This window comes from Sphingopyxis sp. (assembly GCF_036675685.1).
In the GTDB taxonomy this organism is placed as follows: domain Bacteria; phylum Pseudomonadota; class Alphaproteobacteria; order Sphingomonadales; family Sphingomonadaceae; genus Sphingopyxis.
Window position 1 is genome coordinate 326,834 of sequence record NZ_JAKFEM010000022.1, and the last position, 24,364, is coordinate 351,197.

Annotated in this window: 21 protein-coding genes and 1 tRNA gene; 19 read left to right on the top strand and 3 right to left on the bottom strand. The window is 65.6% G+C overall.

The window, feature by feature from the left end:
* Nucleotides 1-79: 79 nt before the first annotated feature.
* Together V6M50_RS10940 and V6M50_RS10945 are read right to left on the bottom strand one after the other, a co-directional pair.
* Complete coding sequence (locus V6M50_RS10940) at nt 80-3,283, bottom strand: autotransporter domain-containing protein (protein WP_332818592.1); 3,204 nt, start codon at nt 3,281-3,283, stop codon at nt 80-82.
* 125 nt (nt 3,284-3,408) lie between these two features.
* Nucleotides 3,409-3,498: transfer RNA gene (locus V6M50_RS10945), tRNA-Ser, on the bottom strand.
* Between the two features lie 147 nt (nt 3,499-3,645).
* Between V6M50_RS10945 and V6M50_RS10950 the strand changes: the two genes are divergently transcribed.
* The 12 genes from V6M50_RS10950 to V6M50_RS11005 all read left to right on the top strand — a co-directional run bounded on the left by V6M50_RS10950 (nt 3,646) and on the right by V6M50_RS11005 (nt 17,063).
* A complete protein-coding gene (locus V6M50_RS10950) occupies nt 3,646-4,707 on the top strand; it encodes a lytic murein transglycosylase (protein ID WP_443030498.1) in 1,062 nt (353 codons plus the stop codon).
* Nucleotides 4,691-5,704 (top strand): septal ring lytic transglycosylase RlpA family protein, encoded by a 1,014-nt coding sequence (locus V6M50_RS10955; RefSeq protein WP_332818593.1) that lies wholly within the window; start codon nt 4,691-4,693, stop codon nt 5,702-5,704. The genes V6M50_RS10950 and V6M50_RS10955 overlap by 17 nt, the downstream gene beginning before the upstream one ends.
* A gap of 11 nt (nt 5,705-5,715) precedes the next feature.
* Nucleotides 5,716-6,939, top strand: coding sequence for a D-alanyl-D-alanine carboxypeptidase family protein (locus tag V6M50_RS10960; RefSeq protein WP_332818594.1), 1,224 nt, complete (start codon nt 5,716-5,718; stop codon nt 6,937-6,939).
* The gene (gene tmk / locus V6M50_RS10965) at nt 6,933-7,556 is read left to right on the top strand and encodes a dTMP kinase (protein WP_332818657.1); all 624 of its coding nucleotides are present in this window, start codon (nt 6,933-6,935) and stop codon (nt 7,554-7,556) included. The genes V6M50_RS10960 and tmk overlap by 7 nt, the downstream gene beginning before the upstream one ends.
* Before the next feature lie 17 nt (nt 7,557-7,573).
* Nucleotides 7,574-8,533 (top strand): DNA-directed DNA polymerase, encoded by a 960-nt coding sequence (locus V6M50_RS10970; protein ID WP_332818595.1) that lies wholly within the window; start codon nt 7,574-7,576, stop codon nt 8,531-8,533.
* A 38-nt stretch (nt 8,534-8,571) separates the two neighbouring features.
* Nucleotides 8,572-10,155: a methionine--tRNA ligase gene (gene metG, locus V6M50_RS10975; protein WP_332818596.1), complete on the top strand. Its 1,584-nt coding sequence runs from the start codon at nt 8,572-8,574 to the stop codon at nt 10,153-10,155.
* Nucleotides 10,155-10,931: a TatD family hydrolase gene (locus V6M50_RS10980; RefSeq protein WP_332818597.1), complete on the top strand. Its 777-nt coding sequence runs from the start codon at nt 10,155-10,157 to the stop codon at nt 10,929-10,931. The genes metG and V6M50_RS10980 overlap by 1 nt, the downstream gene beginning before the upstream one ends.
* A 13-nt stretch (nt 10,932-10,944) precedes the next feature.
* A complete protein-coding gene (locus V6M50_RS10985; RefSeq protein ID WP_332818598.1) occupies nt 10,945-11,709 on the top strand; it encodes an MBL fold metallo-hydrolase in 765 nt (254 codons plus the stop codon).
* 50 nt (nt 11,710-11,759) lie between these two features.
* On the top strand, nt 11,760-11,882 hold the full coding sequence (locus V6M50_RS10990; RefSeq protein ID WP_332818599.1) for a hypothetical protein: 123 nt from the start codon (nt 11,760-11,762) through the stop codon (nt 11,880-11,882).
* 443 nt (nt 11,883-12,325) lie between these two features.
* Complete coding sequence (locus V6M50_RS10995; RefSeq protein WP_332818600.1) at nt 12,326-14,554, top strand: TonB-dependent receptor plug domain-containing protein; 2,229 nt, start codon at nt 12,326-12,328, stop codon at nt 14,552-14,554.
* Nucleotides 14,554-16,071 (top strand): alkaline phosphatase D family protein, encoded by a 1,518-nt coding sequence (locus V6M50_RS11000; protein WP_332818601.1) that lies wholly within the window; start codon nt 14,554-14,556, stop codon nt 16,069-16,071. The genes V6M50_RS10995 and V6M50_RS11000 overlap by 1 nt, the downstream gene beginning before the upstream one ends.
* A gap of 74 nt (nt 16,072-16,145) precedes the next feature.
* A complete protein-coding gene (locus tag V6M50_RS11005; RefSeq protein WP_332818602.1) occupies nt 16,146-17,063 on the top strand; it encodes a LysR substrate-binding domain-containing protein in 918 nt (305 codons plus the stop codon).
* A 52-nt stretch (nt 17,064-17,115) separates the two neighbouring features.
* On the opposite strand, the gene V6M50_RS11010 is transcribed toward V6M50_RS11005, so the two are convergent.
* On the bottom strand, nt 17,116-18,312 hold the full coding sequence (locus V6M50_RS11010) for a Gfo/Idh/MocA family protein (protein ID WP_332818603.1): 1,197 nt from the start codon (nt 18,310-18,312) through the stop codon (nt 17,116-17,118).
* A gap of 97 nt (nt 18,313-18,409) precedes the next feature.
* Here V6M50_RS11010 and V6M50_RS11015 point away from each other — a divergent pair, with 97 nt between their 5' ends.
* Genes V6M50_RS11015 through V6M50_RS11045 form a run of 7 tightly spaced genes read left to right on the top strand, consistent with a single transcriptional unit; the run spans nt 18,410 to nt 24,352 of the window.
* A complete protein-coding gene (locus V6M50_RS11015; RefSeq protein WP_332818604.1) occupies nt 18,410-18,802 on the top strand; it encodes a c-type cytochrome in 393 nt (130 codons plus the stop codon).
* Nucleotides 18,803-18,819: 17 nt separating this feature from the next.
* Nucleotides 18,820-19,863, top strand: coding sequence for a sugar phosphate isomerase/epimerase family protein (locus V6M50_RS11020; protein WP_332818605.1), 1,044 nt, complete (start codon nt 18,820-18,822; stop codon nt 19,861-19,863).
* A 47-nt stretch (nt 19,864-19,910) separates the two neighbouring features.
* Nucleotides 19,911-21,212, top strand: a complete 1,302-nt coding sequence (locus V6M50_RS11025) for an MFS transporter (RefSeq protein ID WP_332818606.1) — start codon at nt 19,911-19,913, stop codon at nt 21,210-21,212.
* The gene (locus V6M50_RS11030; RefSeq protein ID WP_332818607.1) at nt 21,209-22,120 is read left to right on the top strand and encodes a hydroxypyruvate isomerase family protein; all 912 of its coding nucleotides are present in this window, start codon (nt 21,209-21,211) and stop codon (nt 22,118-22,120) included. The genes V6M50_RS11025 and V6M50_RS11030 overlap by 4 nt, the downstream gene beginning before the upstream one ends.
* Before the next feature lie 11 nt (nt 22,121-22,131).
* The gene (locus V6M50_RS11035) at nt 22,132-22,959 is read left to right on the top strand and encodes a 3-keto-disaccharide hydrolase (RefSeq protein WP_332818608.1); all 828 of its coding nucleotides are present in this window, start codon (nt 22,132-22,134) and stop codon (nt 22,957-22,959) included.
* Nucleotides 22,959-23,516 carry a gluconate 2-dehydrogenase subunit 3 family protein gene (locus tag V6M50_RS11040; protein WP_443030501.1) on the top strand — a complete coding sequence of 186 codons (558 nt, stop codon included), beginning with the start codon at nt 22,959-22,961 and terminating at the stop codon, nt 23,514-23,516. The genes V6M50_RS11035 and V6M50_RS11040 overlap by 1 nt, the downstream gene beginning before the upstream one ends.
* A complete protein-coding gene (locus V6M50_RS11045) occupies nt 23,513-24,352 on the top strand; it encodes a sugar phosphate isomerase/epimerase family protein (RefSeq protein ID WP_332818610.1) in 840 nt (279 codons plus the stop codon). The genes V6M50_RS11040 and V6M50_RS11045 overlap by 4 nt, the downstream gene beginning before the upstream one ends.
* Nucleotides 24,353-24,364 lie beyond the last annotated feature (12 nt).

Here is a 24,364-nt window from a genome sequence, read left to right on the forward strand (position 1 = left end):
TTCGGTTCGCCAAAGCAAGGGGGAAGCGTGGGTAGGGGAGGGGTCGCTTCCCCCTTGCAGGCGGGGCCGGCCAGGGGGGCTAGAGGCCGACCCGCAGACTCGCACGGAAAGCCCAGCCGATATGGCTTTGCTGTTCCTCCGCGGACATTTCGCCGGCGACCTGGAAGGCCGAATTGCCGGCGATGCCACGGAGACGGCCGACCCAGCCGCTCGTGCGATCATCAGGAACTAGCGTGAAGGGCGTGCCGTTCTTGAACGACGCAGTCGTCGAGCCCAGCGTGCCGCTCACGATCTGGCGGCGCCCACCTTCGATTTCGAAGCGCGTCCAGCCGTCATATTGGTCGAGGCCGCCGAAATCGAGGCCGACGGCCACCGTACCCGACACGGCAAGCTCGTCGCTGTCGCGGCTGAGCACCTTGAGGTCCAGCGCATCGCCGCCGCCGGTTTCCTGATAGCCGTCTTCCTTCAACTTGAAGTAATCGACGGCGACCATCGGGCGGATCGTCAGACCACCGGCGCGCGCGTCATAGGCAAGCGAGCCCGAGGCCGACCACAGGGTGCCGTCCCATTTGCCCTTCATCGTCTTTTCGATGTCTTCGGCGCCGGCTTCGGCGCGGAAGATGCGCGTGCCCTTCATGCTGATCGGCGCGCCCGAAACGCGGGCATTCGCCATGAAGCCGTCCGACCGCAGGCGCCAGTGCAGCGCGCCTTCGAACTGGCTGGTGCTGACTTCATTGGCGTTGCTGCCGTTGCCGTCCTTGCCGCTGAGATAGGCGACCGAGCCGCCGAAATTGCCGGCGTCGCTTTCGATTTCGGCGCCGAGCGAGATGCCCCAGCCGCTGACGTCATAGCTCGCGGTGTTGCCGACGCTTTTCGACGTGCCCCAGATCGCTTGGTTGACCCAATAACCCCACTTGCCCTCGTCCTGGAACGGCGCATTGGGATCCTGGAGGTAGCGCGACAGCGCGCGCGAGCCCGAGGTGACTGTTTCGAAAACGCCGCCCTCATGTTCGGGCAGCATCTGGCCGAGCTGGTTGTGGAATTGGTTGCCATCGACGATGCCGAGGAAGACATCCTCGATCTTCTGATCCGCGACGACCGCATCGAGCACCGCGTCGAACGCGCTGGATTCGGAACGGTTGAGCCCGAGTTCGGTCGTGCTCTTGCGCGACACATCGACGATCAGCTGGGTGGCGCTCGAACTCAGCGCGCCCTTGTAGAGGAACGGCATCAGCGCCGACGAGGCGGTGAGCTTGTCCGCGCCGGTGATCGATCCGGCGGTCAGCACGATATGCTGGCCTTCGGCCTTCTCGATGCTCGTCAATTTGAGCGCGAGCTTCGATTCAGCGCCGAAGCTGGCGTTACCGGTCACCTGAAGCGCGGTGCCGGTGCTGCCGGTGTCGAGCAACACCCCCAGCACACCCTTGTCGGTGACCGCAAGCGAGGCGATCGTCGCCGCGCCGGTGACGTCGAAGGTGCCGCCGCTGACCGCAACCGCCAGACCTTGCGAATTCGCCAGCGAACCCGAGAAGATCGAGGTACCGCCGATGGTCAGCGTATCGGTGCCGCCGCCGAAATCGGCCGCGCCGGTGAATTTCGACGTTCCGGCCAGCGTCATCGTGTCGTTGCCGCCGCCGAAGCGCGCGTTGCCAGCATAAGTGGCGTCCCCCGACAGTGCGAGCTTGTTGTTGCCGGCGCCGAAGAAGCTGTTCCCCTTCACCGAGCCGTCGGCGATGTCAAACACGTCGTTGCCGCCGCCGAAGCGGACGTCGCCGACGATGCTGGGGGCGGTGACCCCCGAGGCGACCGCGGTCTGCTTGACCGTCGCGCCGGCGGCGTTCGCCGACAGGTCGATCGCGATATTGCGGTCGGAACTGGCAAGCGCGCCGGTGGCGCTGATCGTGCCGCTGTTTTCGACCGTGCCGACTTTGCCCGACAGGTCGACGATTGCGCGCGCGGTGCCATTGTCGCCGCCCGTCTTGGCCGCAATCGTGCCGCTGTTGCGGATCAGCGCGACATCGCCGCCGGCCTCGACCAGCACCGCGGTCGCGACGGCGTTCGCGGCGTTGCCGGCGGTGGTCGCCTCGACCTTGCCGGCGTTGCGGATCTCGGGGGTCGTCGCACCGCTGCCGATGCGGATCGCGGTTGCCGCCGAATCTTTCGAAAGCGCCGAGACGCTGCCGCCGATGCCGATCCCGCCCGCAATGTTCACCGTGCCGCCGAGGCCGCCGATCTGCATCCCGTTGCCGTCCTTGCCGGCGTAAAGGCCATTGCCGACCACGGCGCCGTCGATGATCAGGCCAAGCCCGGTCCCGGTTCCCGCGACAGGACCGATCGTGACGGCCTGGGTCGCCGATCCGATGCGGAGCGCAGCGGCGGAACCGAAGGAGGCCACGGCGGCGGTGCCTTCCTTGTCGTCGTCGATGCCGTCCTTATCCTCGTCCTTGTCGTCGGGCTTCGTGTCCTTCGGGGCCGCGGCAAGGATGATGCCGCCGGTGACATTGCCTTCGATCGACAGCGCGACGCCGCCGGTGAGCAGGTCGTCGGCATCAAGCTTCGACGGGTCGGCCGGCGGCGTCGTAAAGCGGTAACCGGTGGAGACCAGCTTTCCCTGGACGACAAGCGCGCCGTTGATGTTGCCGGCAAGGCGGGCCGCCGTGGCGTCGACGCCCGTCGCGGTGATCGTGCCGGCGAGACGGACATTGCCCGTCACATCCTGCAGCCCGACCCCCAGCGCGCGATCGCCGAGGACCGCGATCGTGCCGTCGTTGGTGAAATTCCCGGTCAGCGGGCCGCCGAGGCGGATACCGGCGGAATCATTGCCTTCGATCGTGATCGAGCCGCTGTTGACGATATTGCCGGCAAAGGCGCCGCCCGTCGCGATGCCGACCCGGTTGCTGCCCAGAGCGAAGGGGCCGTCGATATCGCCGTCATTGTCGATGTCGGTCGGCGCATAGGGTTCGTCGATGATGATCTTGCCGGTCGCGGCGTTGGTGATACCGCCCGTCCCGGCATTGGCAAAGATACCCGTCGCGCCGTTGACGTTGTTGATCTCGATCGTGCCTTCGTTGATGACCTTGTGGTTGCTGTCGATGGTGACCGCGGTGCCCGACGTCGGCTTGACCGACCCGGTCGAGGTGATCTTCACATCATCAGGCGCGCCCGCCTTGACGGTCGAGGTGCGCACCGGCGTCGTGGTGGCGGTGGTGATCGTCGTTTCCGCCTGGGCGGTCGTCGAAAGAAGGGCGGCCAGACAGGTGGAGGCCAGCAAGGTCTTGCGCATCGGGTTCCTCTTGTGATCGGGCCCGGGACATCTTCCCGGGGACAAACACAAGACGGAGCCGGCACGGCGCGGCCTTGGAAAAAAATCGTGGCGGCGTGGCGCTCGTGAAATCCGAAGCGAAGCGGTGGCGGACAGGGTGGGATTCGAACCCACGGTGAGCTTGCACCCACGGCGGTTTTCAAGACCGCTGCCTTAAACCACTCGGCCACCTGTCCGGCGTTCGCCGCCATAGCGCGTGACGGCCTTGCGGCAAGCGAAACCTTGCCCGCTCGATCCGCCGTGCGAATGACTCGCTTTGTCCCGCGGTGAGCTAGCCAAGCCGCTCGCATCTGTGCGAAACACGTCCTATGGGTGGGGACATCATGCACGCTATCACTTTCAGAATCGGACGCCTTTTCGCTCTCGCCACCGCGATCCTGTCGGCGTGGATGCTCACGGCCTCAGCCCCGCTCCATGCGCAGAGCGGCGATACTGGCTTCGATGCCTATATCCAGTCGCTATGGCCCAAAGCGCAGGCGCGCGGGGTGTCGCGAACGACGTTCGACCGGGTAACCGCGGGGCTCAGCTACAACGCGCGCGTCGTGGCGCTCGACCGCGACAATCTGGGCAGTCCGCCCAGCCCCAATACGCCGATCCCCGCTTTTGCCCCATACCGGGCCAAGCATGTCGACGCGGCGCGCATCGGCGGCGGACGGCGTGTTCACGACCGCTTGCTCCCGCTCCTGTCGCGCATCGAGACACGCACCGGGGTTCCGACGAGCATCATGATCGCCATCTATGGCCATGAAACCGCTTATGGGCAGGTGACGGGCAATTTCGACCTTCCCGAAGCGCTGGCGACGCTGGCGTATGAAGGCCGGCGGCGCAGCCTGTTCGAACCCGAGCTGATCGCGACGATGGTGATGGTCGAACGCGGCGTACCGCGCAATGCGCTCAAGGGCAGCTGGGCCGGCGCCTTCGGTTATCCGCAATTCCTGCCGTCGGTGTATCTGCAGGTCGCCGAGGACGGCGACGGCGACGGGCGCGCGAACATCTGGTCGAGCGAGGCCGACGCGATCGAATCGATCGGTTCCTATCTGCGCCGCGCGGGCTGGCGCGCCGGGCAGCCTTGGGGCGTCGCGGTCAGCGTGCCCGCCGGCTTCGACCGCGCGCGCGTTGCAAACCGCCTTTCCCCACCCCGCTGCCCGCGCGTTTTCGACCGCCACAGCCGCTGGCGCTCGATGGCCGAATGGCGCGCCGACGGCATCGCGCCGCTCGGCGGACGCTGGCCCGACGCCAATGTGCAGGCGACGCTTCTCGAGCCCGACGGACCCGGTCGCACAGCCTATTTGCTGACCGGTAATTATCGTGCGATATTGGACTATAATTGTTCCAACTTTTACGCACTGTCTGTGGGGTTATTGGCGGATGAAATCGATCGTTAGGGGCGGGGGCCTGATGGCGGGAGCGGCGTTGCTGCTCGCAGGTTGCGGCAGTTTCGATGGTAAGCGCGAGGGCGGACCGACCGCGAGTCCGACGCCCGCGCTGACCGCGTCGGGTGTGACCGACACGCCGGTGAAGATCGGCGATCCCTATTCGATCGGCGGCGTCACTTATGCTCCCGCCGACATCCCCGAATATGACGATGTCGGTTACGCGAGCTGGTACGGCGACGAACTCGCCGGGCGGCCGACCGCCAATGGCGAGATTTTCAACCCCGCGGGAATCAGCGCGGCGCACAAGACGCTGCCGCTGCCAAGCTATGTCGAAGTCACCGCGCTCGACACCGGGCGGACGATCCTGGTGCGCGTCAACGATCGCGGGCCGATGGTCGGCGACCGGTTGATCGACCTGTCGCGCGGCGCGGCGGACCAGCTGGGCATCAGCGGCGGTGTTGCAGCGGTGCGCGTCCGCCGCACCAACCCGCCCGCCGCCGAACGCGCGCAGCTTCGTGCCGGACAGCCAGTTCCCGAACGGCTCGCGACACCCGATTCGCTGCTGACCATCCTACGCGGCAAGATGAAGGCGCTGCCGATACCGAAAGCTGCGGTTGCCGCGGCGCCTGTAGCGGCCCAGCCAGCAGCGCCAATCGCGTCGGCGAAAGCCAAGCCGGGCGATGATCGCTTCATTGTCGAAGGGCCGGGCGCGGCAAAGCCAGCTGCCAGGCCTGCACCGGTAGCCAAACCCGCGCCCGCTGCGAAACCGGCACCCGCGGTCGCCAAACCGGCCCCCGGCGGAAAATATGCCGTCCAGGTTGCGGCGTTCAGCAGCGAAAGCCGTGCCAATGCCGCCGCCAGGTCGGTGGGCGGAACCGTGGTCAAGGCGGGCAACCTCTGGCGTGTGCGCGTCGGGCCTTTCGCCAGCGAAGCCGAAGCGCAAAGCGCGCTCGGCAAAGCAAAGGCCAAGGGCTTCCGCGACGCGGTGGTCCAGCGCGACCGCTGACGGTCGGGCGCGTGCGACGATCGGCCATCATCGCGAGGAGCGGCGCCACGGCGCTGGCCGTGCTCGCGCTGGCCGCCGCCTTTCCAGCGGCGTCGGCGGGCGATGCACGCCCGAAAAGCGCCCCCGCCAGCCGCCCGCTCTATGTCACGCAGGCGCCGATCGTGCTGCTGAAGGATATGGATTCGGGCGCGATCCTGTTCTCGCGCGGTGCCGACAAGCGCTTTGCTCCCGCCTCGATGGCGAAGGTGATGACCGCCTATGTCGTGCTCGACCTTATCAAAAAGGGCGAGCTCGCGCGCGACAAGCAGCTCATCGTCAGCGAAGCGACATGGAAGAAATGGAACGGCAGCACCGGCGGCTCGACGATGTTCCTGCGCCCGAACGAAAAGATTTCGGTCGATGAGCTGCTCAAGGGTCTGATCACCGTCTCGGGCAATGATGCCGCCGCCGCGCTGGCGGTCGGCATCGACGGCAGCGAAGAAGCATTCGTCAAAAGAATGAATGTAGTAGCGGCCAAAATTGGGATGGCATCGAGCCAATTCGGCACACCGAACGGCTGGCCCGATGGTGGCGTCACCAAGGTCAGCGCCGCCGACCTTATCACGCTCGCCGACCGGCTGATCCGCGACCATCCGGACGGCTATGCGCGCTATTTCTCGCTGCCCAGGCTCCAACATGGCAAATCGCCCGACGGCAAGCCGATCGTCCAGCCCAATCGCAACCCCATTCTCGGCCGTTTTGACGGCGCCGACGGCCTCAAAACCGGCCACACCGCCGAAGCGGGTTATTGCTTCCTCGGTTCGGCGAAACGCGGCGGGCGCCGCCTGATCATGGTCGTCGCGGGGATGGGCAGCGAAAAAGCGCGCCGCGACGAGGCCGAGCGGCTGATGACATGGGGTTTCGAGCAATGGGAGGGGCGCGAACTCGTCCCCGCCGGCGCCAGCCTTGGCCGCATCGACGTGGGGAAGGGGGCAGCGCCCACGGTCGCCACCGAAACGGGTATCGCGGTCCGCATGACGGTTCCCAAAGGCTATGCCGGCGGTTATCGCGCGGTGATGCGCGCACATACTCCCATCATCGCGCCCGTCACACGCGGGACGCGGGTTGCCGACCTGGTCGTCACCCCCGACGGCCTGCCGCCGCAGACGACACCGCTGCTCGCCGCGGCGGATGTCGGTCAAGGCGGGTGGTGGGCCCGCGCGCGCACCGGCTTTCACCGGCTGACCGGATTATGAGCGGGCGCTTCATCACCCTGGAAGGCGGCGAGGGGGTGGGCAAGTCGACCCAGATCGGCGCACTTTCCGCCTCACTCGAAGCGCGCGGCGTCGAGGTTGTGGCGACGCGCGAACCCGGTGGCAGTGCGGGGGCCGAGGCGATCCGCACGCTGCTGATGGAAGGCAGCGACGACCGCTGGGACGCGCGGAGCGAGGCGTTGCTGTTTGCCGCGGCGCGCGCCGACCATGTCGCGCGGACCATTCGCCCGGCGCTGACGCGCGGCGCGTGGGTGCTTTGCGATCGTTTTGTCGATTCGAGCCGCGCCTATCAGGGTGGCGGCGGCGGGATCACCGACGCCGATATATTGGCGCTGCACCGTTTCGGCTCGGTCGGGCTGCTTCCCGACCGCACCTTCCTGCTCACGGTCAGTCCCGTCGAAGCTGCGCGGCGGCTGACCGAGCGCGGCGGCAGCGACCGGATGGGCAGCAAACCCGCCGATTATCAGGCGCGTCTCGCCGCGCGTTTCGTCGAAATCGCCGAAGCCGAGCCCGCGCGCTGGCGGGTGGTCGATGCCGATGCGCCCGCCGATCGGGTTACCGCGGCCATCCTCGCCGAACTCGAGCTGTGGCTGCCATGATCGGGCATGAAGACGCAGTGACCGCTTTTCTGGAAGGCTGGCAGGGCGGGCGGCTTCATCACGCCTGGCTGCTCGCTGGGCCGCAAGGGATGGGCAAGGGCGCCTTCGCCGCGCGCATCGCGCGCTTCCTCGTCACCCATGGCCGCGGCGGCGATGGGCAGGCGCTGACCCTCGACGATGTGGGCGACGGCGCAGCGGGCCGTCTTGTCGACGCCGGCAATCATCCCGAGATTCTCCACCTCGCGCGCCAGCCGAAGGACAAGGGCAAGGAACTCGCGCGCAACATCACGATCGATCAGGTGCGGACGATGATCCGCCGCCTGCACCTGTCGCTGTCGCTCGGCGAGTGGCGCGTGATCATCGTCGATGCGGTCGACGATCTTGAGACCGACGGCGCCAATTCGCTGCTCAAGACGCTCGAGGAGCCGCCCGCCAAGACGCTGTTCCTGCTCGTCAGCCACTCGCCGGGGCGCTTGCTCCCGACGATCAGGTCGCGGTGCAGAACGCTGCGTTTTCAACCCGTTGCCCGTGACGTCATGACAGCCTGGCTGCACGATCTGCGCCCGATGCTCGAGATGACCGAGGTGCGCGCGATCGTCGCGGCGTCAGGCGGCGTTCCGGGCAAGGCGCTGGCACTGATCGACAGCGATGTCGCAGTGATGGAGAAGAAGCTGCTCGCCATTGCGACGAGCGGCGACCCCGAGAACCGGCTGCGCGAAGCGCTCGCGCGCGAAGTCGGCGGCACGAGCAATCGCGCGCGGCTCGAACTGGTGATCGACATCGTTCCGGGCCTGCTAGCCCGCCTCGCACGCGAACGCCCGGTTGCCGAGATCGCGCCGATCCTCGCGCAATGGGACCGGGTGCAACGCACCGTTCGCGACGCGATTCGCGGTTCGTATGACGGGGCGATGGTGGGCTTTGAAATCGGCAATTGCCTCGCCGAACTGGCGCCGCGGACAGGGCAGGCCGCACGCTGACGCTTTCCCTCTCGCGCCACACCGGCTAAGGCGCGCGCATGTCCGAAAACACCGAACCTTTCTATATCACCACCGCGATCAGCTACCCTAACGGCCGCCCGCATATCGGCCACGCCTATGAGGCGATCGCGACCGACGTCATGGCCCGTTTCCAACGTGCGCGCGGCCGCGACGTGCGGCTGATCACCGGCACCGACGAACATGGGCTGAAAATGTTCCAGACGGCGCGTGACCAATGGCGCGAAACGATCGATCTCGCCGATGAAATGTCGGGATATTTCCGTGAAATGTATGCTGCCCTGAACATAAGCTATGATGTTTTCATGCGCACGTCGGATGCCGCGCATCACGCGGCGTCGCAGGCAATCTGGCGTGCGATGGAGGCGAATGGCGACCTCTATCTCGACCGTTATGAGGGCTGGTATTCGGTCCGCGACGAGGCTTATTACGACGAGAGCGAGCTGACCGATGGCGAAGGGGGCGTCCGCCTGTCGCCGCAGGGGACGCCAGTCGAATGGACCGTCGAGGAAAGCTGGTTCTTCAAGCTGTCGGAATATCAGGACAAGCTGCTCGCGCTCTATAACGGCCGGCCCGATTTCATCCGCCCCGAAAGCCGCCGCAACGAAGTGATGCGTTTCGTCGAGGGCGGGCTCAAGGACCTCAGCGTCTCGCGCACCAGCTTCGACTGGGGCGTGCCGGTGCCGGGTTCGCCGGGGCATGTGATGTATGTGTGGGTCGACGCGCTGACCACCTATCTCTCCGGGCTGGGCTATCCCGATCCCGACGGCGATTTCGGCCGGTTCTGGCCGGCGAACATCCATATGATCGGCAAGGATATTGTGCGTTTTCATACGGTTTACTGGCCAGCCTTCCTGATGAGTGCGGGTCTGCCGCTGCCCAAGCAGGTGTTTGGCCACGGCTTCCTGCTCAACCGCGGCGAAAAGATGTCGAAGTCGCTCGGCAATGTCGTCGACCCGATGGCGCTCGCTGACCAGTTCGGGGTCGACCCGCTGCGCTATTACCTGCTGCGCGAAGTCAGCTTCGGCCAGGACGGCACCTATTCGGCCGAGGCGATCGTGCGCACCGCGAACGCCGATCTCGCGAACAGTTTCGGCAATCTGGCGCAGCGCAGTTTGTCGATGATTTTCAAGAATCTGGATGGCAAACTGTCGGCGGACTATGCACCGACGCAGGACGATATTGACCTGCTCGCCGACCTTTCCGATATGGCGGCGATCCGCCTGCCGCGTGAATTCGAGCAGCTCGCCTTTTCCGTGGGTATCGAGGACTGGATCCGCGCCGTGTTCGCGTGCAACCAATATGTCGACACGCAGGCACCCTGGGCGCTGCGCAAGACCGACCCCGAGCGGATGCGCGCGGTGCTGATGACCCTGTTACAGGCGGTGCGGACGCTCGCGATAGCGATCCGTCCGGTCGTGCCGGCAGCTGCCGACAAGTTGCTCGACCAGATGGGTATCGCCGCCGATGCCCGCGATTTTGTGGCGCTTTCCGACCCGGACTGGTTTGCCAAGCTCGCCGCAAGCGGCTTCACCGTCGGCCAGCCGGTGCCGATCTTCCCGCGCCTCGAACTGCCCGAGGGAGAAGGGGAAGGGGAGGCATAATGCTCGTCGATTCACACTGCCACCTCAATTACAAGGGGCTCGCCGAACAGCAGGGCGAGGTGCTGACGCGCGCGCGCGCGAAAGGCGTCACCGCGATGCTCAACATCGCGACGCGCGAAAGCGAGTGGGACGATGTGCTCGCAGCGGCCGAAGCGAATGCCGATGTCTGGGCGAGCGTCGGCATCCATCCGCACGACGCCGATCATCACCCCGATGTCGACACCGCGAAACTCGTCGAACGCGCCGCGCATCCGCGCGTGATCGGGATCGGCGAGACCGGGCTCGACTATTATTACGACAAGAGTGACCGCGCGCGGCAGCAGGACAGTTTCCGCCGCCATATCCATGCGTCGCAACAGACCGGGCTGCCGATCATTGTCCATACGCGCGATGCCGAGGAAGACACGCTGGCATTGCTCGGCGAGGAAATGGGGAAAGCAGAATTCCCCGGCGTGATCCACTGCTTCACCGCAAGTGACGATTTTGCCCGCAAGGCGCTCGATCTCGGGCTCTTCATTTCGATCTCGGGCATCGTAACGTTCAAGAACGCCGCCGACCTGCAGGCAACCGCCAAATGGCTGCCGCAGGACCGCCTCTTGATCGAGACCGATTCCCCTTTCCTTGCCCCCGTCCCGCACCGCGGCAAAACCGGCGAGCCGGCGTTCGTTGCCGATACGCTGGCGTTCCTCGCCGAACTCCGCGGCGATGACAAGGACGCGCTGGCAGCAGCGACAAGCGCCAATTTCTACGCGCTTTTCAACAAGGCGGCGCCATGACGTCACGCGCCGCATGAAGGTCCGTATCCTCGGCTCCGGCACCTCGTCGGGCGTGCCGCGGCTCGGCAACGACTGGGGGCAGTGCGACCCCGACAATCCGCGCAACCTGCGCAGCCGCGCCTCGATCCTGATCTCGCTCGGCGGCTTTCGCCTGCTCGTCGATACCAGCCCCGATATGCGGCTCCAACTGCTCGACGCCGGGGTCGGTGAGGTCAATGCGGTCATCTGGACGCACGAACACGCCGACCACACCCATGGGCTCGACGACCTGCGCCAGGTCATGCACCTGCGCGGCTCCGCCGTTCCGGCTTATGCCCGCGATCATGTGCTCGACATATTGAAGTGGCGCTTCACCTACGCCTTTGCCGGCAACGCGGGTTATCCGGCGTCGGTCGATCCGATCGACCTGAAGGACCACCAGTCGATCGGCCCGATCGAGGTGTCGGCAATCGAAATGCCGCACGGACCAATCAAGGCGACCGGTCTGATCTTCAGCGATGGTGCGCACAAGATCGCCTATGCTACTGATTTTTCTAAGTTTACAGATGATATGGTCGATTTTTTCCAGGGCGTCGACCTGTTCGTGATCGACGCCCTGCGGCGCTACCCGCATCCGACGCATCCGCACCTCGCGATGACGCTCGAGGCGCTGAACAAATGCGGCAATCCGCGCGCGATCATCACGCATATGGACAATACGATGGATTATGACGACCTTGCGGCCGAATTGCCGCCGGGGGTCGAGCCGGGGTATGATGGGCTGGAGGTGCAGCTATGAGCGGCGACACGAGTGTACAGCTGATATGGTTTGTCGGGGCGTTCGCGTTGGTGATCAGCTCACTGGTCGCGCGGCGGCTGCCGATGGCCGACTGGATCAAGATGGCGCTGGCGTGGGTGGCGATCTTTGGACTGGTGTTCCTGGTCATCCGGACGTGGCAGGTCGTCACTTGATCGCGGGACTTATGCGACGGCACCGACGTCGCGGGAAAAATGGCGTGATCCCAATGGCAGGGGGGTTTTGTCTCACTCGTCTCCATTATGATTTAACATAATATATATTATCGCATAAATATGCAGCTGCATGGCGATAGCTGCCCCCTGCCCGGTTTGATGCCCAAGTTCGGCCTCTCGCTTAGATCGGATTCCGAAAGATTTACGGCGATAAGAAGCCCAGCCGTGACGAAAGCCTATGGTATGCAGTTCACGGTCGTCGTTGACTGAGAGAAATTCCGCTGTTGCCGAACGCGCAACAGCTGTCGCCGACAGAGCGATACCGAGGCCCCTTCGATCGAAGCTAGAGGCGCCCCCGAACGGCACTTCCGGGGGTAATTATGATTCGCACACTGCTACTGACAACCGCTGCATTTTCGGCATTCGCGGCACATGCCCAGGAAATGAGTCGGGACACGTCGAACGAAGACGACATCGTCGTGACCGGCACGCGTGCCGAAGGACGCGCGGCCCTCGAATCCTCGGCGCCGATCGACGTCGTTGCCGGCGAGGAGATTCTCGATAGCGGCTTTCCGGATATGGGGCGCGCGCTCAATTTCCTCGAGCCGGGGGTGAACTTCGCCCGCGCCGCGACCACGGCAAGCGCCGCAAACACACGGCCAATCACGCTGCGCGGGCTTTCACCCGACCAGACTTTGGTGCTGGTCAATGGCAAGCGCTGGCATGCCAATGCCGTACTCAACGTCAACAACAGCATCGGTCGCGGGTCGGCGGGCGTCGATCTCGACACGATCCCGCAGAGCGCCATCCAGCGGATCGAGGTGCTGCGTGACGGCGCGGCGGCGCAATATGGGTCGGACGCGATCGCCGGCGTCATCAACATCATCCTCAAATCGAACGCGTCGGGCGGCTATGGCGAATTGCTCGCCGGTATCACCGAGGAAGGCGATGGCGCAAACGCGATGGCCACCGCCAGCGCCGGATTCCGCGTGGGCGACGGCGGCCATCTGACGCTGACCGTCCTCGCGCGCGGACAGGAGGCGACCAACCGCGCCTTCGTCGATCGGCGTTTCAACCGCGTGACTTATCGCATCGGCGATCCTGAGGCGCGCGTCTCCAATTTCGCCTTCGATGCCGCGTTGCCGCTCGGCACCGCAGAACTTTATGCGTTCGGCGCGGTCACGCGGAAAATTTCGAACAATGCCGCGGGATTTCGCGTGCCGGGTTTTTCGCAGCTCTATCCCGATGGCTTCCTGCCGATCATCGAACCGCGCATCCAGGACATCGGCGGGACCGTCGGTTTGCGGACCGAACTAGGCCGGCTGCGCGCCGATGTCAGCTATGGTTATGGCGAGAATCAGGCGGACTTCCGCGTCTATGACACCGCCAATGTCTCGCTGGGGTTGGCGAGCCCGACCACCTTCGATTCGGGCGGCGTGACCTATGCCCAGCATGTCGGCGACCTCGCCCTGTCCCTCCCCCTCGATGGCGTGCTCGCGGGCGGCAATATCGCGGCCGGCGGCCAATACCGGCGCGAAACCTACGCCATTCGCAGCGGCGAACCGCTGGCCTATTTCGGTCTCGGCGCCGACGGCTTTGCGGGGTTCAATCCGCGCAATCCGACCAACGCCAGCCGCGACGCCTATGCCGCCTATTTCGACCTCGAACTGCGGCCGGTCGCCGCGCTGTTGCTGGGCGGCGCGGCACGATATGACCATTATGACGATTTCGGCGGAAAGACCACGTGGCGCGCGACGGCGCGGCTCGACGCCGCCGAAGGTGTCGCACTGCGCGGCACCATCGGCACCGGTTTCAAGGCGCCGTCGCTCCAGCAGCAATATTTCAGCGCGGTACAGGGCGCGACGAGCCAGGGGCAGCTCGTTACCGTCGGGACCCTCCCCGTTTCCGATTCCGTCGCGCGCGCGCTGGGTGCCGGCGATCTCAAGCCCGAGCGTTCGCGTAACGCCACGGTCGGCGTCGTATTCGGGCCGTTCGACGGCTTTTCCTTCACCGCCGACTGGTTCCACATCCGTATCCGCGACCGGATCGCACTCAGCGAGCAGCTCGGCGGTGCGGCCGTGCAAGCGGTGCTGAAACAGGCCGGCATCACGGGTTTTCAGCAGGTGCGGTTCTTCACCAACGCCGTCGATACCACCACCCGGGGGGTCGAAGTGACCGCGCGCTGGCAGGGCGATCTTGGTCCCGAAACGCACGCATCGGTCCAGCTCGGCTATGGCTGGTTCAACTCGAAACTCGACACGCTGCGCGCAAATCCGGCGCTGCCGGCGCTGCCGCTGCTCAGCACCAAATCGATCCTGTTCCTCACCGAGGCGCAGCCGCGCAATAAGTTCACGGTACAGGCGAGCCTCGAACATGGGCCATTTGACCTACGGGCCAACCTCGCGGCCTTCGGCACCTATACTTCGGCGCCGCTGACCGGGGCGCAGACCTTTGGCGGCAAGGAGGCGGTCGATCTCGCCGCAGGCTATACATTTATGGACGGCGTCCGCTTCGTGCTCGGCGTCCAGAACATGTTCGATGCCCACTCCGACGAGATCGATGGACAAGAACTGGTGATCGGCGCAACGGGTGGCAGCTTCCCGACCGGCGAGGAAACGCCGATCGGGCTCAACGGGCGCGCCTATTATGCGCGCCTGACGGCCCGTTTCTGATGCTCGGGCGGCGACAGTTGCTGCAGCGCGCTGCGGCGCTCGCTGCGACCCAGTTTCTTGCTGGCCCCCTGCATGCCCGCCCGGCGGCAAGCCGCGCGCGCGCCGTGGTCGATCCGTTCGCGCTGGGTGTCGCTTCGGGCGAACCCGCGGCGGACGGCTTCGTGCTCTGGACACGGATCGCGGGACTGAACGAGGACCGGCTGGTCGGCTACGAAATCTCCGAAGACGAAGGCTTTCGCCGCATCGCCCGGCGCGGGAACGCCCTCGCCCCGCTGGCGCGCGGCGGGGCCGTGCATCTCGAAGCACGCGGACTGGAGGCGGGGCGCCGCTATTTTTATCGCTTCCATTACGCCGGCGCCGTCAGCCGGACCGGTACAGTCGCAACCATCGCCGCGACGCCGGCGCAGCTTCGGCTGGCGCTCACCTCGTGCCAGCATTGGGAACATGGCTGGTTCACCGCGTATCGCGACATGATCACGAACGAGGCCGAGGTTGTGCTGCAGGTCGGCGATTACATCTACGAACGCTCCTTCGGCGGCGGCCCGAATGTGCGCAGCTTTGGCGCGCCCGATCCGCAGACGCTCGACGATTATCGCGCGCGCCATGCGCTTTACCGCAGCGACCCGGATCTTGCCGCAGCGCATGCAGCGATCCCGTTTCTGGTGAGCTGGGACGATCATGAGGTCGAGAACGACTATTTTGCCGACCGGGCTGGCTACACCGGCGACCCGCAAGCTTTCGTCCACCGCCGCGCCGCCGCCTATCGCGCCTATTTCGAACATATGCCGCTCCGCCCGTCGGTGCTCCGTCCCGATGGCGAGGTGCGTCTTTATCGCAGCGTCAATTGGAGCGACCTTGCTGCGCTGCACATTCTCGACACGCGCCAGTATCGCACGCCGAGCGCATGCGTCGCGGAGGACGAGACAGCGGATGGCCCGATCGCCCGATGCGCGCTTGCTGGCCAGGACAGCGGATCGATGCTTGGGCCCGAGCAGGAGGCATGGTTCGGGTGGGCGGCCGCGACGCGACCCGCACGCTGGTCGCTGGTAACCCAGCAAACCTTGTTTTCGCGGCTCGCCTTGCCCGACGGTCCCGAATCGCTTTATCCGCAGTTTTGGGACGGCTATGCAGCGTCGCGCACGCGGCTACTCGATGCGCTGAACACCGCGAAAACGCGCAATGCCGTGATTCTCGGCGGCGACGTGCATTCCTTCTGGCTAAACGATGTGAAGCGCGACTTTGCGCGGCCCGACGGCGCGACGGTCGCCACCGAAGTCGTCACCAGCTGCCTCGCTTCGCGCAGCGGACCCGAGGCCTTGTTCGAACCCGCACCGGCACTGAACCCGCATGTCCGGTTCCGCGACAATGCGCACGCTGGGTATGTCCTGCTCGATATTCGAAGCGATCGTATCGAAGGCAGCCTGCGGGCCGTTTCCAATCTCGCAGATCCGCAGGCCACATGCCATTCGTTGCGCACCTTTGCGATCGAGGATCGCCGCCCCGGTGCGTTGATTTAGCGCGTACTTCCACGCCGCACCGGCTTCGCAGCTTGTGTCGCATAAATGTGACACTCGCCGCCTATGGCGATGCCATGCTTCGGAAGGCCCCGCCGCTCGAGTCCATCGAGATATTCGTTGCCGCGGCGCAGGGTGAAAGCCTGCGCGCGGTGGGGCGCCGGCTTGCGCTCAGTCCGTCGGCGGTCAGCCGGCGGGTCGCCGCACTCGAGCAGTTCCTCGGGATCAGGCTGTTCGACCGCGCCGACCAGTCGCTGGCCCTCAACGCGGTCGGTGCACGCTATCTCGAGGATGTCGCGCCAGCGATCCGGAGTATCCAGAACGCGACCGAAGCAGTACGTTTTCGGGAGAAACCTTCGCTGCGCGTCGCGACCTCGCACAGTCTCGCGAGTTGGCTCCTGCCGCGCCTTCCCGCGCTCCAGAGCCAGTCAGGGGTGTCCGTCGAGATCGCGGCGACGCGCGACGTTCAAACGCTCGCTTGCGGCGAAGTGCATCTCGCCATCTGGGGCGATCTTACGCCGCCACCCGGAATCGAGACGACCCATCTCCTGACCCCGGAAGTGATACCGGTCTGCGCGCCCCGTCTCGCCGACGGACGCGCCGCCCCTTGCACCGAGGTCGAACTGTCATGCTATCCGCTCGTTTCGGTTCGCATGCCCGCCGGCCTTTGGGAGCGATGGTTCGCCATGGCCGGGGTCGACGCTGGCCGTTTGAACCTGCACAGCTTCGACACGGTGCAACTTGCTTATGAGGCCGCTGCAGCCGGAGCCGGGGTTACGCTGGCGATGCCGCTCGTTTCGAACAGCTTCCTGACAGGCGGAAGGCTGGTCGCCTGCACGCCCCGCGCCTTCCCGCTGGGCGTACGCTATCAGCTGTACCGTTCAATCGAACGTCCGCAACATCCGCAGGCCGAGGTCTTCAAGGTCTGGCTCCGCGAGCAGATCGATAGCTCTGCCAGCGAGTTCCGAAGCATATTGCGCGCTCGATATAGCTGACATTCGCGACTGGCGATGCTTAGCTCATTCCACTGCGCGAAATAGATCACCGCTATCGGTGGTCTGTCGTCCGGCGCTTGGGCGGAATGTCGGCGAGCGACGTCCACTTCGCTGCACCGGCATTGTTTGCGATCAGCGCTTCGACGAAGGCCATCGTCCGCAAGCCGTCGAGGATTCCGGGGAACCAGTCGGCCGCGCCGCGCGGCGGCGGCGTTGCGGCTCCCGCACGAAGCACGCGGCCGAAGCTGCGATACAGGTTGGCGAACGCCTCGATATAGCCCTCGGGATGCCCCGCCGGGATACGTAGCCGCGCCATCGCCGATGGATCGAGACCGGGCCCGCCCGCGCGGATGACCTCGGTCGGCCGGTCCAGCCAGCGCAGCGTCAGCGTGTTCGGTTCCATCTGCGACCAGTCGAGGCCGCCTTCCTCGCCATGAATCCGCAGGCGCAGCCCGTTTTCGTCGCCCGCAGCGACCTGGCTGGCCTTCAGCACGCCGCGCGCCTCCCCTTCGAACCGCAGCAACGCCGCCACGTCGTCGTCGAGGCGGCGGCCGGGAACGTGCGTGGTCAGCTCCGCGCTAAGCGACTCGACCGCGAGCCCCGAGACATGCTCGGCAAGCTGGAAGGCGTGGGTCCCGATGTCGCCCAGGCAGCCGCCCAATCCCGCCCGCGCGGGATCGGTGCGCCATTCGGCCTGCTTGTTGCCGCCCTGATCGATCGGCCGGCTCAGCCAGCCTTGCGTATATTCGACCTGCACCAACCGGATCGCACCGAAATCGCCGCGAGCGACGCGCACGCGCGCCTCCTCGATCAGTGGATAGCCGCTATAGGTGAACGCGAGGCCGTATAGCTTGCCGCTGCGCGCAATAGCCGCGTCGATTGCCTGGGCCTCGGCGAGGTTCAGCGCCATCGGCTTTTCGGACATGACGTGAAAGCCGGCATCGAGCGCGGCAATCGCCATCGGGGCATGCAGGTGGTTCGGGGTGACGATCGCCAGCGCCTCCATCCGCTGATCCTCCGGCAGCGCGGCCTCACCCGCAAGCAGGGCGCCCAGCGTCGCATAAGCGCGGCCCGGATCGAGCCCGAGCGCATCGGCGCTCCTCTGGTTGCGTTCCGCGTCGCTGCTGAACGCACCGCATACCAATTCATACTCGCCATCGAGCGCCGCGGCCATCCGGTGCACTGCGCCGATGAACGCGCCTTCGCCGCCGCCGACCATGCCGTAGCGAACTTTCGACTGTGCGTTCATCGCATTCCTCAACTTTCTTAATTCCGAAAAATGATTGCACTATTCGAATCCGAACGGTTACATGGATCGACCGACTGTTGCCAGACGGGAGAGGATAATGAAATTTCTGGTCGCCCTGCCCCCCGCGGTGGCAGTCTTGATTGCGCTGGCGCTCGCGCCACCGCCCCACGTGCGCGCGGCCCCTGCCCCGGGTCCAGGCGCACAGGCATTCGCGGCTTGCCGCGCCTGTCATACGCTGGGGGCAGGCGGCAAAAGCACGATGGGCCCCAATCTCCACGGTCTGTTCGGCCGGCAAGCCGGCTCCGTCGCCGGATTTAGCTACAGTCCCGCGCTCAAGGCATCAAAAATTCGCTGGAATGAAAAGACGCTCGACGAATATCTCGCCGCCCCGACCAAAAAAGTCCCCGGCACGCGCATGGTCGTCAAGGTGACCGATCCAGCCCGCCGCGCGGCGCTGATCGCCTTTCTCAAGACCGAAACCTCCAAGTGACTGGAAAGGGCAGCGGCATGAAGGGCCCGGGCGTTTTCCTTGCGCAGTTCATGAGCGACGCCGCGCCGTTCGACACGCTGCCCTCCGCGGCCCGCTGGATGGCGGAGGCCGGCTATGCCGGCATCCAGATCCCGACCTGGGACAGTCGCTGCATCGACCTGCGGCAAGCGGCCGAAAGCCAGGACTATTGCGACGAACTCGCCGGCACCTGCCGCGAGGCGGGGGTCGAGATCACCGAGCTGTCGACCCATCTGCAGGGCCAGCTCGTCGCGGTGCATCCGGCCTATGACATCGCGTTCGATGCGTTTGCGCCCGATGCGCTGAAGGGCAAGCCGAGCGAGCGCCAGGCATGGGCGGTGGAGCAGCTCCGCCTTGCCGCCAAAGCGAGCCGGCGGCTGGGCCTGAAGGCGCACGCGACCTTTTCCGGCGCGCTCGCCTGGCCCTATCTCTATCCCTGGCCGCAACGCCCCGCCGGGCTGGTCGAGGAGGCGTTCGGCGAACTCGCGAAGCGCTGGCGGCCGATCCTCGACGTCTTCGATGAGCAGGGCGTCGACCTGGCGTATGAGATCCACCCCGGCGAGGACCTGCACGACGGCGTGACCTTCGAACGCTTTCTGGCCGGCGTCGACAATCATCCGCGCGCGAACATCCTCTACGATCCCAGCCACTATGTGCTGCAGGCGCTCGATTATCTCGCCTTCATCGACATTTATCACGAGCGGATCCGCATGTTCCATGTCAAGGACGCGGAGCTTAATCCGACCGGCAGGTCCGGCGTCTATGGCGGGTTCCAGGACTGGGTCGACCGCCCCGGCCGCTTCCGCTCGCTCGGCGACGGACATGTCGATTTTGGCGGGATATTCTCCAAGCTGACACAATATGGGTACGCCGGCTGGGCGGTGCTCGAATGGGAATGCTGTTTGAAGCACCCCGAGGACGGCGCACGCGAAGGCGCGCCCTTCATCGCCGCGCACATGATCCGCAAGGCGGACAAGGCGTTCGACGATTTCGCCGGGGGCAGCGATCCGGCACTCAACCGCGCGATGCTGGGACTGACCTGACGGCGCGGCAGGCCGAACGACACGATAATAACAAAGGGGACGCAGGATTGGTCACGACATTGCACAAGGGACGATTGTTCTGGCTGGGCGTGCTGGCGCTGTTCACGGCCGCAGCGAGCCTGGCTATTCGCGGTGCGATCGCCAGCGGACTCAAGAGCGAATGGATCGATCCGATCGCCCCGTTGCACGCGGGCGAACTGCTCGCCGCCGCCCTGGGTGCGGCGTTCCTCAGCTTCGCGATCACCTTGTTCGTCGCCAGCGCGCTGCTCGACCAGATCGGTATGAAACGGTGCCTGCTCGGAGCAGGGCTGTGCTTCATCTTCGGCCCGTTGCTGATCGTTACCGCCGGCAATCTTGCGACCGGTATGACCGTCTACACTTTGGTCTGGTTCGGCATGCTACTCAGCGGCATCGGCTGGGGGCTGACCGAGGCGGCGATCAATCCGCTGACCGCGCAACTCTACCCCGAGGACACCACCCACCGCCTCAACGTGCTGCACGCCTGGTTCCCCGGCGGGATCATCGTCGGCGGGCTTGCCGGCTTCTTCCTGTCGGCGGCGTTGCCATGGCAGGGCATCATGGCGCTGGTGATGATCCCCGCCGCCGCGACGGTGTTGATCGCCGCGACCACGACCTTCCCGCCCCCGCTGCGCAGCGAGAGCGGCGTCAGCTTCGGCGAAATGATGAGCGAGGTGTTCCGCCGCCCCAGCTTCTTTATCTGGTTCGGCGCGATGTTCCTGACCGCCGCGTCCGAATTGGCCCCCGGCCAATGGATCGACGTTGCCCTCTCGAACCGTGTGGGCATGCGCGGCATCCTGCTGCTGGTCTATGTCAACGCGCTGATGTTCGTGTTCCGGCACTTCGCGGGCCGGCTGGCCAACCGGATCTCGAACCCTGGGCTGCTGTGGGTATCGAGCCTGCTTGCTGCGATCGGGCTGTTCATGCTGAGCCAGGCGCAGTCACCGGTCGCGGCGGTCGTCGCCGCGACAGTATGGGGGCTGGGCGTCTGCGTGATGTGGCCGACGATGCTCGCCTCGGTCGCCGAACGTTATCCGCGCGGCGGATCATGGGCGATGGGGCTGGTCGGATCGGCGGGCGCGCTTGCCAGCTTCTTCGTGCTGCCGCGGCTGGGCGCGATGTTCGACCAGGCCAAGATCGAGTTCGCCGGCGGGCCCGAGGCGTTTGCGCGGCTGACCGGCGCGGCGAAGCTGGCGGTCGAGGACGCCGCGGCGTCGCTGTCGTTCCAGCGGCTGGCGATCCTGCCGATCATCCTGCTGGCGGTGTTCGGTTTCATCTGGCTGCGCGAGCGCGGCAAGTCGCGTGCGATGCTTGCGGGTGAAGCAGCATGAGCATCTCGCGTCGGACAGTGCTGGCGGGGGGCGTGGTCGCCGCCGCGGTCGCGACGACGGTGGCGAACGGCGCGGCGCCGAAGAATGCGGCACGCTTTTCGCTCGGCTACGCGCCGCACGAAGGTAGCTTCAAGAGCCGCGGCAACCGGCTCGAGCAGATCGCCTATGCCGCCGATCAGGGCTTCACCGCATGGGAGGACAATGAAGCGGCGGGCCGCTCGGTTGCCGATCAGACGGCGATGGCGCGCGCGCTCCAGCAGCGCAATATGACCATGGGTGTGTTCGTCGCGAGCATGCCCAAATGGGCCGATTTTCGCCCGTTGCTCGGCGGCAATGACGATGCCGACCGCGAGGGCTTCCTTGCCGACATTCGCAGCTCGGTCGAGGTCGCCAAGCGGCTGAATTCCAAACATATGACCATCGTCACCGGCTTCATGGACCGCAAATTGCCGGTCGATATCCAGACCGCGCGCGTGATCGATGTGCTGCGCCGCGCCGCTGAAATCTATGAACCGCACGGGCTGGTCATGGTGATGGAGCCGCTCAATACGCTGGTGAACCATCCCGGGGTCTTCATGTCGACCGTGCCGCAAGGCTATGCGGTCGCACGCGCGGTCAACAGCCCGGCGATCAAGGTGCTGGCCGATCTGTACCACGAGCAAATCCAGGCCGGGAACCTCATCAACACGCTCGGCGCCTGCTGGGACGAGATCGCCTATATCCAGTTCGGCGACAATCCGGGCCGCAAAGAGCCGGGGAGCGGCGAGATCAACTATCGCAACGTCGTCCGCTGGCTGCGCGCGAAGAGGTTCGCAGGCGTGATCGGGATGGAGCACGGCAATTCGATCGATGGACGTCCGGGCGAAGAGCGGCTGGTCGCCGCCTATCGCGAGATCGACGCGGCATGAGGGAGGAACGAGTGAAGCGTATCGCATGGGCCGCAGCAATGGCGGTCGCCGTCGCGACGGGGAGCCCCACCATCGCGCAGGAGAAGCCCGGTTTCACCGACACGCCGACGCTGCCCGATGGCAAGTGGAAGGTCCATGATGCCGATCGGCCGTACCCCACGGTAGTGACGCCGGCCACCGTTCCCGGCGCGCCGCCCTCGGACGCAATGGTGTTGTTCGACGGCAAGTCGCTCGATGCGTGGCAGCCCCAGCCCACGGCCTGGACCGTCAAGGACGGCGCGGTCACCGCGACGCCGCGCGCTGCGGGCTCCGGTGAAAATGCGCTGGTCAGCAAGCAGAGCTTTGGCGACGTCCAGCTCCACCTCGAATTCCGCTCGCCCAATCCGCCGACCAAGACTTCACAGGATCGCGGCAACAGCGGCATCTGGTTCATGCAGCGCTACGAGATTCAGATCCTCGACAGCTACAAGAACCCCACCTACGCCGACGGCACCGTGGGCGCGATCTATGGCTGGAAGCCGCCGCTGGTGAACCCGTCGCGCCCGCCGGGCGAATGGCAGAGCTACGACCTGGTCTTCGAGCGCCCGCATTTCGGCCCCGACGGCAAGTTGCTGCGCCCGGCCTTTATCACGGCGTTCTTCAACGGCGTGCTGGTGCAGAACCGCCAGCCTTGGCTGGGCGGCACGATTTGGCGAAAGGTCGGCCAGTACGAGGCGCATGGCGATGCCGCACCGATCCAGCTGCAGGACCACAATTCACCGGTCTCGTTCCGCAACATCTGGGTACGCCCGCTGCCCGAGGCGGCGGCGAGCCATGACTTCGAAGGTGCCGTGAAATGATCATCGATCGCAGAGACGCGCTGGCCGGCATGGCCGCGATGTTCGGAGCCTCGCTGTTCGCGCCGATCGCGCGGGCGGCTGGAGCGCAGGTGCCGCCGATCAGCGACGGCCCGCCCTCCGCGCCCGTGTTCACCGCGCAGCAGCGCGCGCTGATGACCGCGCTCAGCGAACGGGTGATGCCGACCACCGACACGCCCGGCGCGATCACCGCCGGCGTTCCCGCCTTCATCGAGAAGCTGCTCGCCGACTGGGCATCGCCCGACGATCGCAAGCCGATCCTCGCCGGGCTCGACACGATCGAGGCACGCAGCCAGGCCGATTACAAGGTCGCCGCCGACAAGGCAACGCCCGCGCAGCAGGACGCGCTGCTGACGCTCGCGATGGAAGACAAGCTGCCCGGCGGCAAGGACTTCTTCGACAAGTTCCGCCAGCTCGTGCTCACCGGATATTTCACGTCGGAAGTCGGCATCACCCAGGAGCGCGAATATCTTCCCGTTCCCGGGCGCTACGACGGCGCCTATCTCTATTCCGAAGTCAACAAGGTCTTTTCGTCATGATAATCAACAGGCGGCAATGGATGGCGGGCGGCGCCGCGCTCGCGACGACACTCACTGCGGGGCCGCTCATGGCAAAAAGCCTCAGATCGAAGCCCATCGGCATCCAGCTCTATACCGTGCGCGAACTCTTCTCGAAGGACCCGGCGGGAACGCTCGAGAAGGTGGCGGCGATCGGTTATCGCGAGGTCGAATATGGCGGTGGCGGCTATGACAAGATGGACCATACCGCGCTCCGCAAGACGATGGACCGGCTGAGTCTGAAGTCGCCTTCGATCCATGTCGGCTATGAGGCGCTCGCCGGTGATTTCGACGGCGCGGTCGCGATGACCAAGGCACTGGGCGCCGATACGCTGGTCGTTCCCTATATGCTCGACGCGCATCGTAATGCCGAGGGCTGGAAGGCGGCAGTCGCCAATTTCAATCGCTATGCCGAGCGGCTCAAGAAGGTCGGGCTAGGCTTCGCCTATCACAACCATGATTTCGAGTTCACTTTGAAGCCGGGCGGCACCAGCCTGTTCGACACGCTGATTGCCGACGCCGACCCGGCGCTCGTCCAGATCGAGCTCGACCTGTTCTGGGCGGTCGCCGCGGGCGAGGATCCGAAGGCGATCATCCAGCGCCTGCCGGGCCGCATCTATGCCTATCACGTCAAGGATCGCACCGCCGACGGCAAGATGACCAGCGTCGGCAAGGGCGTGATCGATTTCGCCGACATCTTCACGTTGAACGGCACGGCCGGCGTCAAGCATTTCTATGTCGAGAACGACCAGTCGCCCGCACCCTATCTTCCCGACATCCAGACCAGCTTCGCGACGCTCAGCCGTCTCGGCGCGTAACCTTCATTCGAG

Excerpts from the sequence above, each read along its gene's own strand:
- V6M50_RS10950 (WP_443030498.1), top strand. The coding sequence starts at position 3,646 with ATGCACGCTATCACTTTCAGAATCGGACGCCTTTTCGCTCTCGCCACC.
- V6M50_RS11030 (WP_332818607.1), top strand. The coding sequence starts at position 21,209 with ATGAGCATCTCGCGTCGGACAGTGCTGGCGGGGGGCGTGGTCGCCGCC.
- V6M50_RS11010 (WP_332818603.1), bottom strand. The coding sequence starts at position 18,312 with ATGAACGCACAGTCGAAAGTTCGCTACGGCATGGTCGGCGGCGGCGAA.
- V6M50_RS10995 (WP_332818600.1), top strand. The coding sequence starts at position 12,326 with ATGAGTCGGGACACGTCGAACGAAGACGACATCGTCGTGACCGGCACG.
- V6M50_RS10955 (WP_332818593.1), top strand. The coding sequence starts at position 4,691 with ATGAAATCGATCGTTAGGGGCGGGGGCCTGATGGCGGGAGCGGCGTTG.
- metG (WP_332818596.1), top strand. The coding sequence starts at position 8,572 with ATGTCCGAAAACACCGAACCTTTCTATATCACCACCGCGATCAGCTAC.
- V6M50_RS11045 (WP_332818610.1), top strand. The coding sequence starts at position 23,513 with ATGATAATCAACAGGCGGCAATGGATGGCGGGCGGCGCCGCGCTCGCG.
- V6M50_RS11000 (WP_332818601.1), top strand. The coding sequence starts at position 14,554 with ATGCTCGGGCGGCGACAGTTGCTGCAGCGCGCTGCGGCGCTCGCTGCG.
- V6M50_RS11015 (WP_332818604.1), top strand. The coding sequence starts at position 18,410 with ATGAAATTTCTGGTCGCCCTGCCCCCCGCGGTGGCAGTCTTGATTGCG.
- V6M50_RS11005 (WP_332818602.1), top strand. The coding sequence starts at position 16,146 with ATGCTTCGGAAGGCCCCGCCGCTCGAGTCCATCGAGATATTCGTTGCC.
- V6M50_RS10980 (WP_332818597.1), top strand. The coding sequence starts at position 10,155 with ATGCTCGTCGATTCACACTGCCACCTCAATTACAAGGGGCTCGCCGAA.
- V6M50_RS11020 (WP_332818605.1), top strand. The coding sequence starts at position 18,820 with ATGAAGGGCCCGGGCGTTTTCCTTGCGCAGTTCATGAGCGACGCCGCG.
- V6M50_RS10985 (WP_332818598.1), top strand. The coding sequence starts at position 10,945 with ATGAAGGTCCGTATCCTCGGCTCCGGCACCTCGTCGGGCGTGCCGCGG.
- V6M50_RS10940 (WP_332818592.1), bottom strand. The coding sequence starts at position 3,283 with ATGCGCAAGACCTTGCTGGCCTCCACCTGTCTGGCCGCCCTTCTTTCG.